General features: G+C 60.2%; 10 protein-coding genes. 4 read left to right on the top strand and 6 right to left on the bottom strand.

Going from position 1 to position 15734, the window contains the following annotated elements; translation table 11 throughout:
• Nucleotides 1-440 precede the first annotated feature (440 nt).
• Complete coding sequence (locus BQ8482_RS40690) at nucleotides 441-2363, bottom strand: GAF domain-containing protein (protein ID WP_165848700.1); 1923 nt, start codon at nucleotides 2361-2363, stop codon at nucleotides 441-443.
• A gap of 560 nt (nucleotides 2364-2923) precedes the next feature.
• Here BQ8482_RS40690 and BQ8482_RS24290 point away from each other — a divergent pair.
• The gene (locus BQ8482_RS24290) at nucleotides 2924-4774 is read left to right on the top strand and encodes an adenylate/guanylate cyclase domain-containing protein (RefSeq protein ID WP_123149919.1); all 1851 of its coding nucleotides are present in this window, start codon (nucleotides 2924-2926) and stop codon (nucleotides 4772-4774) included.
• A gap of 364 nt (nucleotides 4775-5138) precedes the next feature.
• Nucleotides 5139-5357, top strand: a complete 219-nt coding sequence (locus tag BQ8482_RS24295; RefSeq protein ID WP_123149920.1) for a hypothetical protein — start codon at nucleotides 5139-5141, stop codon at nucleotides 5355-5357.
• On the opposite strand, the gene BQ8482_RS24300 is transcribed toward BQ8482_RS24295, so the two are convergent.
• Together BQ8482_RS24300 and BQ8482_RS24305 are read right to left on the bottom strand one after the other, a co-directional pair.
• Complete coding sequence (locus BQ8482_RS24300; RefSeq protein WP_123149921.1) at nucleotides 5354-7258, bottom strand: adenylate/guanylate cyclase domain-containing protein; 1905 nt, start codon at nucleotides 7256-7258, stop codon at nucleotides 5354-5356. The two genes, BQ8482_RS24295 and BQ8482_RS24300, sit on opposite strands and share 4 nt — an antisense overlap.
• A 409-nt stretch (nucleotides 7259-7667) precedes the next feature.
• A complete protein-coding gene (locus tag BQ8482_RS24305) occupies nucleotides 7668-9050 on the bottom strand; it encodes an FAD-binding oxidoreductase (protein ID WP_123149922.1) in 1383 nt (460 codons plus the stop codon).
• A gap of 347 nt (nucleotides 9051-9397) precedes the next feature.
• On the opposite strand from BQ8482_RS24305, the gene BQ8482_RS24310 reads away from it, so the two are divergent.
• The gene (locus BQ8482_RS24310; protein ID WP_123149923.1) at nucleotides 9398-12952 is read left to right on the top strand and encodes an ATP-binding protein; all 3555 of its coding nucleotides are present in this window, start codon (nucleotides 9398-9400) and stop codon (nucleotides 12950-12952) included.
• Nucleotides 12953-13000: 48 nt separating this feature from the next.
• The gene (locus BQ8482_RS24315) at nucleotides 13001-13261 is read left to right on the top strand and encodes a DUF4242 domain-containing protein (protein ID WP_123150087.1); all 261 of its coding nucleotides are present in this window, start codon (nucleotides 13001-13003) and stop codon (nucleotides 13259-13261) included.
• Between the two features lie 1472 nt (nucleotides 13262-14733).
• Here the strand turns inward: BQ8482_RS24315 and BQ8482_RS24330 are convergent.
• From BQ8482_RS24330 to BQ8482_RS24340, 3 genes are read right to left on the bottom strand one after another with little or no spacing between them, the layout of a single operon-like run.
• On the bottom strand, nucleotides 14734-14940 hold the full coding sequence (locus tag BQ8482_RS24330) for a hypothetical protein (RefSeq protein ID WP_133254827.1): 207 nt from the start codon (nucleotides 14938-14940) through the stop codon (nucleotides 14734-14736).
• 39 nt (nucleotides 14941-14979) lie between these two features.
• Entirely contained in the window at nucleotides 14980-15234 is a 255-nt protein-coding gene (locus BQ8482_RS24335; protein WP_123149927.1) for a hypothetical protein, read from the bottom strand.
• 4 nt (nucleotides 15235-15238) lie between these two features.
• Nucleotides 15239-15595 carry a hypothetical protein gene (locus BQ8482_RS24340; RefSeq protein WP_123149928.1) on the bottom strand — a complete coding sequence of 119 codons (357 nt, stop codon included), beginning with the start codon at nucleotides 15593-15595 and terminating at the stop codon, nucleotides 15239-15241.
• Nucleotides 15596-15734: the final 139 nt, after the last annotated feature.

The raw sequence follows: 15734 nt of genomic DNA on the forward strand, positions 1-15734 counted from the left end.
CGCTCAGGGCTTTTCTCCGGCCGCGCAATCATCGGTGCTGCTTATCCAAGGTTCACCGCAATAGTGAGCATGAAATCCGGACCCGTCCAGCGTCGGCAAAGCACAACCTGCCCGCACTTTCATAGCTTGTCAAAACGAAGTCACGGACCCCAACCAACGTGCGTTAAATGGCGCAACTGTCGACCTCGAGAACCAGAAGAATTGACCCGAACCAGTCGTTCACGCCACACCTCAGGAACGACCGCTGTGCGCCGATGTCGGACGCTTACTCAACAATGTCTATGCCTGAAAGCGGACCTTCGACAGAGCTCAGCCCGGCGGCAATCCGTCCGGAAAGCGATCCGCCGCGAGGTTCAGCTCGATGCCAAGCTCTAGCCAAGCCTTGGCACCGGCAAGCATGGAAGCGAAGCCCTCGTTCGCGTCAATCGCAGCACTCTCCCTCAATCCATCTCTATCCGAGTACCTGTTGCACCGTTGAGCAGCCGCTTGAGATGAAAGCTGGCGAGCCGGTCCCCTTGCATACTGCTTACTACGGCGGCGAACGAGCCAAGCGCGCCGGGGTTGGCCGATTCGAGCTTGGCGAAGGCGTCCAGATAGGCTTCCGTGGAAGCATCACCGAACTGCTCGGGCCGCAGCGGCTCGAATGCGCGCAACGGCTCGCTTCTTCCTCTTAAGACCAGATCGCCCACGGGACGGCCTCGAAAATCTAGTACTTGCCTTGCCACGCTCTCGCTCACGCAGATTCGTGTTCCAAGCTGCTTGTTGGCCGCCTCGAGTCGGGCGGCGATGTTGATGGTGTCGCCATAGGCAGAGTAGTCAAAGAAGCGGCCGCCGCCGAAATTGCCCACGATCGCCGGACCGGCATGTACGCCTATGCGTGTGGGACCCAGTGCGGTGCTCTTCTGTCGCCACGTCTCGCGGAACGACTGCGCGAAGTCATCGAGGTCGAGCGCGCAAGCGATAGCGCGTGCGGCGTGGTCAGGTTGATCGCCTGGCGCACCAAACAAGATGTGCAGTGCATCGCCGACAATCTTCGCGACAGTGCCCTCGTGAGAGAACACGACGGAAGTCATGCCGGAGAGATAGCCGTTGAGCAGGTCGCTGAGAGTGCCCGGCTCCATTCTCTCGATAAGAGATGTGAAGCTTTCGATGTCAGTGAAGACCGCGGCCACCTCACGGCGCTGCCCGGCAAGCTCGATCTCGTCTGCACCGGCGGCAAGGCGCCGTGCCAGGTTAGGCGAGAAATATCGTGACAGTATCTCACGATTGCGCGCTTCAAGCTCTGTGAAAAGCCGGACATTCTCGATAGCAATAACCGCCTCGTCGGCAAAGGTGTTGAGCAGTTCGATTTGCTTGTCCGTGAACGGCCGAACTTCCGTTCGGCGAATCATCAGCGCTCCGACAGCTTCGCCCTGGCGCAAAAGCGGTACGGCAAGTATTGTTCGAAAGCCGAGGCTCTGTGCCATCTGCCGCCCCGTCTCGAATTCGTCGCCAGCGGTCGTCAGATCGTGAATATGGATAGGTGATCGATCCAACACGGATCGGCTCGTTACAACGTCTCGGACCAAGGGCAAGCCAGTCGTGCTGATCGGGATGGGTCCGCAGTGTGCACCAACAGAGAGCCACTCCGAGCCCCGAAGATAAATCGTCGCATCGAAGGCATTGCAAAGCTGAGCCGCGCTTTTGGCCACGACGTCGAGAACTGGCTGAATGTCCGTCGGAGACCCGGCAATCGCGCTCAGGATGGCACCTGTCGCCATCTGCTGCTCAAGCGTCTCGGCAAGATCTCGGTTTCGTCCCTGCACCTCCTCGAAAAGCTGAGCATTTTCGATGGCGACGACCGCCTGGCTGGCGAAACTACTCACCAAGGCGATCTGCTCGTCAGTGAAGGGCCGGACTTCTATGCGCCGCAGCGTCAGCGTTCCGATCGCCTCACCCCTCCTGACGAGAGGAGTTGCTAGGCCCGTCCGGAAGCCTTGCCGCATGGCCGAGGCGCGGCCGGCCGCGAACTCGTGGTCTGGAGCTGCGAGATCCGGTATGTGAATGGTCACGCAATCGAGCACCGATTTTCCCACTGCCCAATCGCGGGCCAGCGGCACAGCGGAGAAATCGATCGGAACTGGCCCGAAATGGGCGCAGACATCCAGGGCGTCGCCATTGCGCAGCAAAAGAACTGCATCGTACGAGTTGCAGAGCTTCGCCGCACTCGCGACGACTTCGTCGAGGACCGGCTGGACGTCGGTCGGAGAAGAAGCGATCACCCGCAATACTGCGGCGGTCGCAGCCTGCTCCGCGCGCGCGTCCTCAAGCTCTCGTGCGAGCGCCTCAACCCGAGTCTGGAGTTCCGACGCCGAGTCGCGCAAATCATCCTCTCGAAGACACGGCGCGATACATCGGTGACGCCGCGCCACCCGAGAATAGTAGGGTACTCCGAGTCACGCCAGCCCGCACGATCGGCCGTTCCGCGATTAGTCAGCAATGATGACTGTCGAGAATGGCCGGAACTGACCCCGAAGGCGACCCATTGGGCATCCAGCGTGCACATCGAACGCCTGGCTTGTGCGCCAAGACCTGACATTCGCACCGGCTGCTTTGCGCCCAATGTCAGCCGTTCAGGGCTACTTGATCGCCGCCTGAAAGCCGACCTTCCCGGCGACCGCTGACAGACATGGATGCGCCATTTACGGACCTGTACAGATCGCTGCGCCAACGTCGGCTTGCCGCGCCAATTCCGGACATGGGGTGCGCAGGCGCGGCTCGCCTGCCAAAAAGCGCCAAACGGGTACCGCAAAGGCGCAGGTTCGGTTTATCGAACCGTTTCCGAGCCACTTGATGCTCGGGGCGGCGCGCCAGCGGGATTTCGTATGGCACGTAGCGCTGAACATGATACTTTAGGCTCCTCTGAATAACCCGGATTTCCCTCATGGAGCGCCGGCTTACTGCGATACTCGCCGCCGACGTGGTTGGCTACAGCCGCCTCATGGGGCTGGATGAGGCCGGTACGCTGTCGGCGCTAAAGACGCACCGGCGCGAGATGGCGGACGCCAAGATCGCCGAGCATCAGGGCCACATCGTCAAGGTCACCGGCGACGGTATGCTGGTCGAATTCCCGAGCGTGGTGAATGCAGTTGCCTGCGCCGCAGATATCCAGCGCAGGATGCGCCAGCGCAACGTCGACGTGCCGGAGGACCACCGCATCGAATTTCGCATCGGCATCCATCTCGGCGACATCATCTTCGAGGACAACGACATCTATGGCGATGGCGTCAACATCGCGGCGCGCATCGAGAGCATCGCCAGGCCCGGCGGCGTCGCCGTGTCCGGCTCTGTGCGAGACCATATCGGCAACCGGCTCGATCTGACCTTCGAGGACACTGGCGAGCAGACGCTGAAGAACATTGATCGACCGGTCCGCGTTTACAACGTCAACCTCTTCGCCGACGCGCCGTGGCTGCACGCCGCAGCCGGCACGGAACGAGCCAAGACAAGATTCTCGCGACGCGGCTTCATTCTTGCTGCACTCGTTCTCGTTGCGGCGGCGATCGGCGTATACTACGGCGCGGAAATATGGCGGGCCGCTCCGGTTCGTTCGAGCGACATGCCGAGGATTGCGGTCCTTCCCTTCGACGACTTCAGTACCGGCGCGGACAAGGGATATCTCAGCGACGCCGTCGCCGAGGGGATCATCACCGAGCTTGCTCGGAGCAAGACTTATGCCGTCATCGCCCGGAACTCGAGCTTCAGGTACCGCGGCCAGCCGATCGACGCCAGGCAGATTGGAGATGAACTCGGCGTCGACTACCTCGTCGAAGGCAGCCAGCAGAAGGTGGGAGACCGGTTGAAAGTCACGGCCCAGTTGCTGAATGCGCATGACGGATCGCATGTCTGGGCCAACTCCTACAACCGCGAAATTGGCGATCTTTTCGTCGTCCAGGAGGAAATCATCCGCACACTTGCGGATCGGGTCGGGCGCAGGATCGAGCGCCCGCTGCCAAGGAGCGACGCCGCGCAGGTCAGCGCGCTCCGCTATGTCCTGATGGGGTTTGCCGAGACCGACAAGGATTTCTCTGCCGCGGGGAACGAGCTGCTACGGCAGTTCAGCCTCAAGGCGATCGAAGCGGATCCGGACTCCCAGTTCGGCTATATCGGGCTGGCCTGGTCCTATCGCCATGACGCGGTTTTCTGGCACAAGCAGGAAAATAACCCTGACGAGGCGTTGAAGCGCGCCGCCGAATATGCCGACAAGGCCATCCTGCTCGCTCCTGATGACGCTGAAGCGCATCATGTCCGCGCCAGAATTCATGCGGAAGCCGGCGAGGTGGAGCAGGCCCTTGTCCGGTACGATCAGGCGATAGCCCTGAACCCCAGCAATTCGGATACCCTCGTCAACAGTGCGGGCGTGCTGCTGAATGTTGGCCGCACCGACGAAGCTATCGATCGGATCAAGCAGGCTATGGGCATCGATCCTTTCCACCCTGACTGGTTCCACTGGGACATGGGCTGGGCGCTCTACGAAAAGAACGATTGCCAGGCTGCGCTGACGGCGATGCGGAAAATGTCCAGAATCCCGAGCGGCGCACACCGAATGCTTGCGGGGATCCACGCTTGTCTGGGAAACAAGCGGGAGGCAAAGGAAGCGCTTGCGGTTTTCCTCAAAGACTCGCCAGGCGACTCCATCAGCAAACAACGCAAGCAGTGGGAGAAGAATTACACCGCCCCCGGAGCCCTTGAGCGCTGGATCGGACACATGCGGTTCGCGGGCTTGCCGGAGTGAACGGCTGTCCGAGCGCGACCCCGCAGAAGACCGACTGGGCCGCTACGTTGAAGCAATTGTGTTATGAGCGCTGGTTGCCCTCAAAGGGATCATCCTTCGCAAGGAATATTGGGTGCGGAAGGTCGGCAGAGGGGCCGCCTTGCGTCATAGTGCGCTCGCACCCGAACTTCTATCAGTTCACGACAATGCCCACCGTGACCTGAATGTCCGCCCTAGAAGATCCGTAGCCAGGAGCTGACCGTCTCCTTCCGGCCCGAACACGTCATTCGGCGATCGGCTTGGCGATGACCGCTCATGGCGCAACCAGGACCAATAGCTTCGCGCTGCCGATGTCCGCTTTCGAGTAACAGCGAAATTGCTTCGAATGACCAAGATAGGCGCAACCGCGACCGTCAGCGTGGTCGCTTGGAATGTCGGCTTTCAGGAAACGGCAGAGCTGTTCGCATCTCCACGCCGCGTTTCCGGCGTTCGAGAAGCAAGCACCATGCCGAGCACGATCGCCTTTGCCAGTATCAACATCGCCTTGAGTATTTTCGTCCCTCATCGTCGAGCTGTCCGAGTGGCTGATGGCGACGTAGGTTAGCTTTCGTTTTCTGGCCGATGCCTGGTCTGTATGAACGGTCCGGTTGGCAGTCCAACTTGCGTCAGCAGCGCCTGAAAACGCGGATGGTCGTAGACATTCTTGAAATCGCTGTCGATCAGCCAGCGAGCGGTTGCTTGGGGCGCGTTGACGGCCCAGCGCTGGAGCAAGTCGAGGGCCTGCTCGCTTTCGCCCAACAGCGAATAGTCGCATGCGGCGTTGAATTGCGTCAGCGGATCGTCCGGGGCGATGGTTAAGGCGCGAGACACCCATTCGAGCGCGCGCGCTCTCTCGCCGAGTCGGACCAGCGCACCGGCCCCAAGACTGGCCGCCAGCGGGATGTCGGGATGTGCGGCGAGCGCGCGTTCGGCTCGCTCGACGCCAATCAGTGCGGTCCGTCTGGCTTCTTCGTCACGCCCAAGGTCAGCATAAGTCTGCGAAAGGATGAGCCACTCCTTGTAATCATCGGGCGAGAGCGCAACACAGTGTTCGTCCATCCGTGCCGATGTCTCAAGGTCGCCCCGATCGCGCGCGGCAAAGCAGTAGAAATAGTAAGCTTCATAGAGGCTTGGGGCCAGTTCGATCGCCCGCTCGAATTCGGCGACGGCTTCGGGGTAGCGATCCTTGTAGTGGAGCGCCATCCCGTAGGAGGTGTGCGCTTCCGCCAGATTGGGATCCAGCTCAAGCGCCTTCAGGCTCGCCACGTGAATATCGTTCACAGTCGTGTCTTCATGCTGGTTGATATAGAGAAACCAGGCGCAATCGGCGAGGCCGGCATAGGCGCGCGCATAGCTCGGGTCCAGCTCCGCCGCCTTCCTGAACATGCGTTGTGCAAGCAACACATGCTGCTGGGTATGTAGATGATAGAGATGGCGGCCCCGGAGATAGTAGTTATAGGCGTCGATGTTTTGCGTCGGTGCCGTCTCGATCGCCTTCGTTTCATGCGGCAGCAGGTTGACCTTCAGCTGCTCGACGATCTTCTTCGTGATCTCGTCCTGCATGGAGAAGATTTCCGTCAGGTCGCGGTCGTGGCGATCGGCCCAGAGGTGCGTGCCGTCCTTCGCGTCGATGAGCTGTGCATTGATGCGCACGCGCTGGCCAGCCTTTCGAACGCTGCCTTCGAGAATGTAGGCGACGTTGAAGCGCCTACCCACTTCCTGCACGTCGGCGTGCTTGCCCTTGTAGGTGAACACCGAGTTGCGCGCGATGACGGATAGCGCCGAGACCTTCGACAGATCGGTGATGATGTCCTCGGTGATGCCGTCGACAAAGTATTCCTGTTCAGGATCGCCGCTCATGTTGGCGAACGGAAGCACCGCGATCGAGAGCTTCGCCTTTGCGAAGGTCGCGGAACTCGAGGAGAGTGTGGCGATCCGCCTGCTGGTCGGTAGATCGAGCATTACGTCGAAGACACGAACCGGGGGATCGATGTTCTTCAGGGTCTGCTCGCCCCTATCCTCGAATGCGAGGTCGAGCTTGTTGCCGATGTGGTCACGGACAGTGCCCGAGACAGCAACGCCACCCGGCTTGGCAATGCCCTCGATACGCGCCGCAACGTTCACGCCGTCGCCGTAGATGTCGTTTTCCTCGACGATAATGTCACCGAGATTGACGCCGATGCGGAACTCGATCCGCTGGTCCTGTGGCACGTCGACGTTGCGCTCGCGCATCTTACGCTGGATGTCTGTCGCGCACGCGACCGCGTTCACCACGCTCGGGAATTCCACCAGGATGCCGTCGCCGGTCAGCTTGACGATGCGCCCTCGGTGCTCGGCAATCTTCGCTTCGACAAGCTCTTCCCGATGAGCCTTCAACGCCGTAAGTGTGCCGGCCTCATTGGCGCCCATGAGGCGGCTGTAGCCGACCACGTCCGCAGCGAGGATAGCAGCCAAACGGCGTTCCATGCTTCTCCGCCTTGAGGCTCAAACAGCACGCACCTTACCACGCGGCGGCCGCTTGTGGAGCAGCGACCTAGGGGAACGCACTCCATTTAGCTTGCGATCACGAACGTCCGAGTTGGGTCCACCAGCACTGGTTGCCGCGAATGTCGGCTATTGGGTAGCAAAATGGGTTGATGAAGGTCGGCTTGGGGTCAGGCCACGACATCGGGCCTTGCAGGTTGAATGTCCGCTATCGTTATCCCCTGCACCGCAAGCCGACTGACCGCTAACGGCCCCTAATAGGACGTTCATTGTCTCGGCGCTGAGCGTCGGCAGTTGGCGCTGCTTGCTATTGACGAGACAAACGGCAAAATTCCACCCGATCCGGTTCTTAAGTCGGCCCTGCCTCAAATGCGGCGCAAACCACTCGGCGTTAGGCAGCCGGGCGAATGTTCTGGTTCACCCGGAACAGGTTGCCCGGGTCGTATTTCTTCTTCAGCTTGCCGAGGCGTTTGTAATTGCCGCCGTAGGTCGCCTTGAGGCGTGTCTCGCCTTCGTCGTCCATCATGAAGTTCGGGTAAGCGCCGCCGAGATCGAACGGGTGAACCGCCTCCCAATAGTTCTTTGCCCATTTCTTCAAGGCCGGCGCCTGGCCCGGATCGGAGCCGACTCCGGCGATCACCATCGACCAGGTGGCATCGCGGCAGTTCCAGGCCGTTTCGTCTTCCGCCCTGCGATGAACCGCGCCATCGATCGGATAGAGATGCATGCAGGAGGCTTCGCTGGGCACCTTCGCAGCCTGCTCGATGTGGGCCTCGATAGCAGTGTCGGACAGCGTCTTCACGAAGTCGCCCTTCCAGTACCACTGCAAGCCTTTCGGATAGAGCCCGTCGAACATGCCCTGCAGCGCCGTATAAGGGATCGGGCCCGCAAAATCGATGATCGGCTTAGGAAGTGCCGCGCGGATGGTGTTTACGGCCTTCTCACCGTCCGCGGCCGTTCCGTTGTGCGAGATGAGGAGCACGCAGATCTTCTTGCCCCAATGGTCTTTCGGGAAGGGATCGCCGGACGGAACCGTCTGCAGCCCGAGGAAGACGTAAAACTCATCCGGCGCGGTTGCCTGAAAGTCCCGGTACCACCGCATGATCCTGGCCGCGTCTTTCAACTCCCAGAAGATTGGGCCGCCATAGACCGTGCTCGCGGGGTGCGCCTCGAAAAGGAAACTGGTGACGACGCCAAAATTTCCACCGCCGCCGCGCAGTCCCCAGAGGAGATCAGGGCTGTTCGTCTTGTTCGCGATAACAAAAGTGCCGTCCGCCAGAACCACATCGGCCTCGATCAGATTATCGATGGCGAGCCCGTATTGGCGGCTAAGATAGCCGTGGCCGCCGCTGAGAGTCAGGCCGGCAACCCCTGTTGTCGAGACAATGCCGAAAGGGATTGCGAGACCGAAGGCATGGGTTGCGTGGTCAACGTCACCCGTCACGCAGCCCGCCCCCACCCGCACGGTCCGGTTTGCCGGGTCGACGCGCACGCCGTTCATCATCGACAGGTCGATGACGAGGCCATCTTCAACACTGCCGAAGCCGGGTCCGTTATGGCCGCCGCCGCGGATGGCGATGGCAAGCTTGCTGTCACGGCCGAAATTTATGGCGGCAATCACATCGGCGACATCTACGCATCGGGCGATCAATAGCGGCCGCTTGTCGATCATGGCATTATAGAGCTTACGGACTTCATCGTAGTCAGCATCATCGCGACCAACCAGGGTGCCGCGGAGGCCTTGCGCGAACTTCCCGATTTCATCGTTGTTCATTGCACCCTCCCGAGGAGCCCAAGAATTCCGAGTTTCGGATGGAAGGCTGACCAGGCGTATACCAGCACCTAGCCGATTTCGTCTCCGTTATCCGCCGACCGGCCAAAATCCTGAGCCGCGGCGATTGATTTTCCCGAGTACCTCTTACCTTGCTCCGAAAATGCGTGTGGTCCAAGTGCAATTTAATATGCGGCAACCTCCGGTGACGCGAACCGTCCCAGGCTAATGCCATCTCGATGAGTTGAAGTATGCGCGGGTTCGGATCGCACCGCGCTTCCGATCTGCAACATGGTGCGACGACGATGTTCGCGCTAATATCGGAATTGCGATGCGGGTCACCATGCTCCATGCAGACGATTGAGGATTGGCTGAGCCAGCTCGGCCTTGGCAAATACACGGAGGCGTTCGTCCAGAACGACGTCGACCTTCGAGCGCTTCCGCATGTCACGGAAGCCGACCTCCAGGAGCTTGGTGTCTCTCTCGGGCACCGGAAAATCGTTTTGGCCGCAATCAATGGACTTGAGCAGCCTAGTCTCGATGGGACCCCTCCTGTTTCCTTCCCACCCGAGGAGTCCGAGCCTCTGACCACCGAAGTCCCGCAGGAACCGACTGCTGATCGACGGCTTCTCAGTGTGCTCTTCTGTGACTTGGTCGGCTCGACCGCGCTATCGGCGCGGCTCGACCCGGAAGACATGCACGAACTGACTCGCCGCTACCAGGATAGCGTCGCGGGCGCGATCACACGCTTTGGCGGCTATGTCGCCAAATATCTCGGAGACGGCGTGCTTGCATATTTCGGTTGGCCGATGGCTTACGAGGACCATGCCGAGCGTTCCATTCGGGCAGGCCTCCAGGCGCTCGCTGCAGTCGAGGCCTTTCAGTCGCCTGACGGCGAGCAACTAAAGGCGCGTATTGGCATCGCATCGGGGCACGTGGTCGTCGGCGACATTGCCGGCAGCAGCGCGAACGAACGCGCCTCGATCGCGGGGGACACTCCCAATCTCGCAGCTCGCCTGCAGGACGCTGCCGAGCCTGGCCAGATCGTTGTGGCCGACAGCACCCGCCGGCTCGCCGGCCAGTCGTTCGAAATTGAGAGCCTCGGTGCGCAGGAGTTGAAAGGCTTCAAATCACCTGTTGCCCTGTTCGTGGTCCGAGGCGAACGAGAGGTGGAAAGCCGTTTCGATGCCGCGCACGCTAGTGCGCTGTCGAAATTCGTCGGCCGAACCAGCGAAATCGGCATGCTGCTAGAACGCTGGGAACTGGTAAAGGGCGGCCAAGGCCAGGCGGTCTTCATGTCGGGAGAGGCGGGAATCGGGAAATCGCGCCTCATCGATGCGCTCGAGGAGCGGCTGCATGAGAACCAGTATGAGCTTATCCGGCTGCAGTGCTCGCCCTATCACACCACCTCGGCCTTTTACCCCATCATCCAGCGCTTAAGCCGGCTCGCGGGCTTTTCGCCCGCCGACGATCAAGCCATCCGCACTGAGAAGTTCCGCACGATTCTTCAGCGCTACGGCGAAAATCCCTCGGATGTCGGATCGATCTATGCCGAGCTCCTCTCGCTCGACATCGGCGACGATTTCGAGCCGCTAGATCTCTCCGCCCCGCAGCGCAAGGAACTCATCGTCCGTACGCTGGCGAACCGGTTGCTCCTCGCAGCAGAGATCGCGCCGGTGCTCTTTGTCGTGGAGGATGCGCACTGGATCGATCCATCGACCAGTGAAGTGCTGAAAGAGGTTGTGAGCCGTATGCATGGCGCGCCCGTCCTTGTCGTTGTGACGCACCGGCCGGAATGGTCCGCGGGCTGGGCAACTGGTCTGGCGCAAGTGACGACGCTGGCCATTGGGCGTCTGACGAAGCAGCAGATACGGGAGTTGATCGAATCGATGCTCGACGACGTGCCGGATCAACTTGCCGAGAGAATCGCGGAGCGAACGGATGGCGTACCGCTCTTTGTAGAAGAACTGACTCGCTCGATTCTGGAGAGCGGAAAGGCGGCGTTGCTGAACTTCGATATCCCCGATAGCCTGCAGGGCTCTCTCATGGCTCGGCTCGATCGCTTGACACCGGCAGCCAAGGAGGTAGCGCAAATTGCCTCTGTGATAGGCAGGGAATTTGATCGTGGTTTTCTTTCGAAGATTACCGGTCTCGACGACCGAGCTCTCGATGGAGCGCTGCATCAGCTCATGTCCACCCAGCTCGTTGTCGTCGGGGGCGTGGTGCGAGACGCGCTCATCTTCCGCCACGCGCTCATCCAGGATACGGCGTACCAATCGCTCCTCACCCGGCGGCGCCGGCATTATCATGAAGGCATCGCCAAAGTCCTTATCGACGCATATCCCGATCTCGTCATCACACAGCCCGAGCTCATCGCCCAGCACTACTCCAAGGCACAGCAAGACGAGTTTGCGTTCCCCTACTGGATGAAAGCCGGCGAACGCGCGCTCGGACAATCAGCCAACTACGAGGCGGTCGATCATTTTCAGAACGCTCGTGCCATCGCGGAGCGTCTGCGCGATGGGCCGGCCCGGCAGAAGGAGGTGCTAGAGGCGACTCTAAAGCTCAGCGAGGCACTGAGCGCCGCAGGCCGCTTGTCGGACGCAGTGGCAAAATACAAGCTGACCGCGCAATTGGCCCGCGAAGCCGGCGATACAAAAGCCTTCATCCGCTGTGCGCTCGGTTTTGACGGCGCCCAGTTCCTTTCCGCGAAGCCGCTAGGCGAATCGCTCCAGCTTCTCACGGAAGCCATGGGCAAGATCGATCCCAACGATCAGAGGACGCGGTGCCAGCTTCTCTGCCGCCTTGCCCGCGCATATTTGTACCTCGGCGACAGCAAGCACAGCGCCAAATGCCATAAGGAAGGTATCAATCTGGCTCGGCGGCTTGGTGACAAGGCTTCGCTTTTCGATCTCTTTGTCCTGCCATTCGTGACCCCCACGACAGTCAGGTCTGCTGCGGAGGCAAACGACCGGACTGCTCGCTTGGATGAACTAAAGCGCCTCTCAGGCGGCATCAACGACGACGACCTGCGAGGCCGAGCCCTTGCAATCGACGTTTACGTTTCCACCGAGCTGGGCAATCGCGCGCGTGCCGATCGAGCGGTTGACGGGTTGGAGGAACTTGGGACGCTACGCCAGCGTCTCAACATCTTATGGCTCGCCAGGCATGCGCAGGCTATGATGGCCATCCTCGATGGAAGATTCACGACCGCGGAGGCGCTTGCTGGAGAAGCGATGAGCCTGGGCAGACAGACGCATGGCGCGGATGTCGAGGGCGTCTATGGCATGCAGATGTTCACAATCCGACGCGAACAGAGCCGCCTCTCGGAGGTCGCACCGATTATGAAGCATCTCATCGAAGAGAGTCCGGACGAAACCACCTGGTTGCCGGGTTTTGCACTCATCGCGGCTGATTTGGGCTATCGGGACGCAGCGCAGCGCAGACTAAATGAGCTGGCGCGCAACGGTTTCGAAATGCCGCTTGACGCGAAACGCAGCGCGTCGCTCTCGTTCATATCGGAAGTCGCCGTCAGCCTTGGCGATACGGAGGCGGCACAAACGATCTACGACCTTATGCTCGCCTACAAGGACATGACCGTCACGGCAGGTGTCGCAACTGTCTGCTTTGGAGCGGCGAGCCGCTATCTGGGAATGTTGTCAGCCATGCTGGGCGACTTTGACAAGGCTGCCGAGCACTTTGAGCATGCACTTGAGATGAACGCAGCCAGCGGCTCACGACCGTGGCTCGCGCATGCACAAGCCGAATATGCGAACTTGCTTATGAAAAACGGTAGCAAGAAAGCGATTGAGAGAGCAATGTCACTAGCGGAGCAAGCCTCGGCAACGGCGGCCGAACTGGACATGGTACGTTTGAAGAAGAGGATGCAGCCGACCCTGCATTAGGCCTAGCTCATGCTTCGCGGCGTCAATACGGTTGAGAGGAGCCTCCTCATGCCACGCTACGTTATCGAACGAAATTTTGCAGAACAGCTCAACCTCACGAAGGACGGGGTTGAAAACGTCAATTTGATCAATGATCAGGAAGGCGTGCAGTGGATCTTCTCTTTCCTTAGCGCCGACAAGAAAAAGACCTATTGCCTATACGAGGCGCCGAACCCTGACGCTATTCGGGCTGCGGCACGAAGAAACAATATCCCCGTGGATGCGATCATTGAAATCGGCGGGGAGATTGGGCCGAATATGTTCGCGTAGCATTCGTCGGCCTCTTACCATTAGCTGTAGCTAAAATTTCCCCGACGCGCCGACCCGATTCGCCTCAGGTCGCCGTTTGCAGGAGTCAGCATCCGCTTGAATGCTTGCGCCTGCTCCACGCGCCGCGGCATCCCTTCCTCATCCACTCCCATGACGCGGCTGTATGCGAGGCGACGTTCGATTTCAATCTGAGCCGGAACGTCCGGTTCCGGCGCGCGAAGCTGACTTTCGGGGCTACGGCGCCCGACGTCTGGTTATGGCGCATTGCTGCCATTCGCAACGCGGACAATGAAGGTCTCCGTTGGGGTCGAACCTGTCTTTCGGACCGATCTGGGTTTTGGGGGCGAGAGAGGCGGCTATGAGGGTCCTGAACCTGAACGAGGGCCGGGCGCGCCTGATAGGGGCCCCACAAGCCACCCCCACCCCTGCCACCGGCGAACCCAGGCGGGTGCCGGAGGGTCACAATGGCAGGTTGCCAGTGCGTTCTTACCGGCCAAGGTCAATAATTTTGAAATCCACTTCCAAGCCGTCCCCTTCGGCCGAGATAGCGAATGGGTTCACCACCACCTTGGATTGATCGTATAGGTCGACAAACAGCTGCTTTGCTGCTGTGAGGTCAGGCGCGGAAAGCTCCTCATTGTTAACCTCAACCGCCCAGTCGCCATGAGGCGTCCTATTGTGAAAGCTATTGTGATCGACCTCTCTGCGAAAACAGCTCGGCAGTGATTTCGTCCCTGTCCCCACTATGCCTAGCGATCAAAGCCAGCGCTTCCTGGCGGCCAATGTTGCCGAGCTTCATGAGGTACGGAACCTCAAACGTTCTCTTGTTGAGGCGCCATTCTGGCACGTATCGTGTTGCTGCTTTTCGCGCTGTTGTTCCATCTTGACGCATCATTTTGACTCCTCTTCCTGATATGATGATGCAGTCGCAAATTCCGTGCCTCGTCCCGCGCTCGGAGGGGTATTCGAGGGCGTGGTTGTGGTGCCGGCGCGCTTGCTCCCGCGCTCGTCATTGCCAGTAGCGATCTGGAGTTCTAATCGTCCTCTCACGCGGCCTCGGATGAACCAAACAGGGCCGATCAGACCTTTGCCTCAGCATCTAAGACCTTGGCCTAGCAGCTTAGGTAGGAGCGTTCGCCAGCGCGCGACTCTGCCGGCTGCTGCTTTGCTCGCCATTCCTGCCAGGCGCGCTCTGCGGCTTGCCTGTGGCCCGCTGGCATAGGTTCCCAATCCGCCGGCGCCTTCCTCATGCACCATTGAGCCGGTCTGTAACCCCAGTGCTCGATCCCGACGAGCTCGGATCCGTCGAACCAGACGGTCACGTTAAGCTTGGCGAAATGCAGTTCCTTTGCTTGCCACCATATCGCCTCGATGTATTGGCCGACGCCATCCTTCCAAGGCGTCCAGCCGCGGCCGGGGCGCTCAGTGAGTTCGCTGTCTCGCAAGCTGGGACTCTCGCGTCCGCAGTTCGGTTAATCGTCCCCAAGATATTCGATCACGGCGCCGAAATCCGGCTTGCCGTCGGCGTAATGCCATTTGATCCGCCAGAGGTCAGTTTTTTCCATGCTTTCGAGTGCGTGGACCAAGCCGTTGCCGGTACCGAATTTCTTTGTCACTAGGTCGTTGACCGCTCGGATCCCGCCTGAGCGACAGGCTTTTACGAAATCGTCGTCTGCCACGGACGTGCCTCCCATTCGAAATAGACGCTATCCTACTCGTCACCGGCCCCGCAATCGGGCCGCGGCCCTGGGTGTTCGCCTAACGGCTTCGAACGCCTGCGATAATGTCGCGGCGGCAATCCAGCTTTCGGCAGCCGTGCGGATGGCGTTGCGGTCTTCAGCCTTGCATGGTGGCAGGAAGCCGGACGCAATCAGGAATTCGGCGACCGCGACCTCGTCGACGTCGATCAGCAGCGGCCGGCGCCCATTGCGCTGGCGCTCCCGATATCGACGCATGCGGTCGGCCGCTGACATGCGATCAGCCTTCGGAACCGCTCGACAGGCCGAGATCTGATGCCATGCGCTGCGCCCGCGCGGTCTGGGCATCGATCTGGCGGCTTGTGGTGAGAGCGAGGGTTTGGTCGCTCCTCCACGCCGGGTTTTTCTTCAGTTGGGCAATGGCGTAACTGTAAATCTTCCGAGTGTCCGCTATCCGGCTGCGCAGCGTCACGAGGTCGGCCAGCGCATCGATTTCTGCGATCGAAACTGGCCGGCCGGCAGCATTTCGCTGCTCTGCAATGCGCCTGAACGCTGCCTTTTCAGCCCGCGTCAGCCACCTTGGGATAGGAGGAATGCCGGATATCTGCGGGTTAGAGGCTGGTGAGGTCGTGGCCATCAATCGCAAATCCCTATTCAGGCCGAAATATTAGATCGGGAAAAAAAAATTCTGCGCGTAAGCCCAGAGCGGTTCCGGCGCCCGTTTCGATTTTGGGTTGTCGACACGCCCCCCCTTTATTGGTGTGAGCGGCCAATAC

The organism is Mesorhizobium delmotii (assembly GCF_900149755.1).
Lineage (GTDB): Bacteria > Pseudomonadota > Alphaproteobacteria > Rhizobiales > Rhizobiaceae > Mesorhizobium > Mesorhizobium delmotii.

What these genes read in the sequence shown, in the direction of transcription:
- BQ8482_RS24335 (WP_123149927.1), bottom strand. Translation starts at nt 15,234, where the DNA reads ATGTCAGCGGCCGACCGCATGCGTCGATATCGGGAGCGCCAGCGCAAT.
- BQ8482_RS24300 (WP_123149921.1), bottom strand. Translation starts at nt 7,258, where the DNA reads ATGGAACGCCGTTTGGCTGCTATCCTCGCTGCGGACGTGGTCGGCTAC.
- BQ8482_RS24310 (WP_123149923.1), top strand. Translation starts at nt 9,398, where the DNA reads ATGCAGACGATTGAGGATTGGCTGAGCCAGCTCGGCCTTGGCAAATAC.
- BQ8482_RS24295 (WP_123149920.1), top strand. Translation starts at nt 5,139, where the DNA reads ATGACCAAGATAGGCGCAACCGCGACCGTCAGCGTGGTCGCTTGGAAT.
- BQ8482_RS24290 (WP_123149919.1), top strand. Translation starts at nt 2,924, where the DNA reads ATGGAGCGCCGGCTTACTGCGATACTCGCCGCCGACGTGGTTGGCTAC.
- BQ8482_RS24305 (WP_123149922.1), bottom strand. Translation starts at nt 9,050, where the DNA reads ATGAACAACGATGAAATCGGGAAGTTCGCGCAAGGCCTCCGCGGCACC.
- BQ8482_RS24340 (WP_123149928.1), bottom strand. Translation starts at nt 15,595, where the DNA reads ATGGCCACGACCTCACCAGCCTCTAACCCGCAGATATCCGGCATTCCT.
- BQ8482_RS24315 (WP_123150087.1), top strand. Translation starts at nt 13,001, where the DNA reads ATGCCACGCTACGTTATCGAACGAAATTTTGCAGAACAGCTCAACCTC.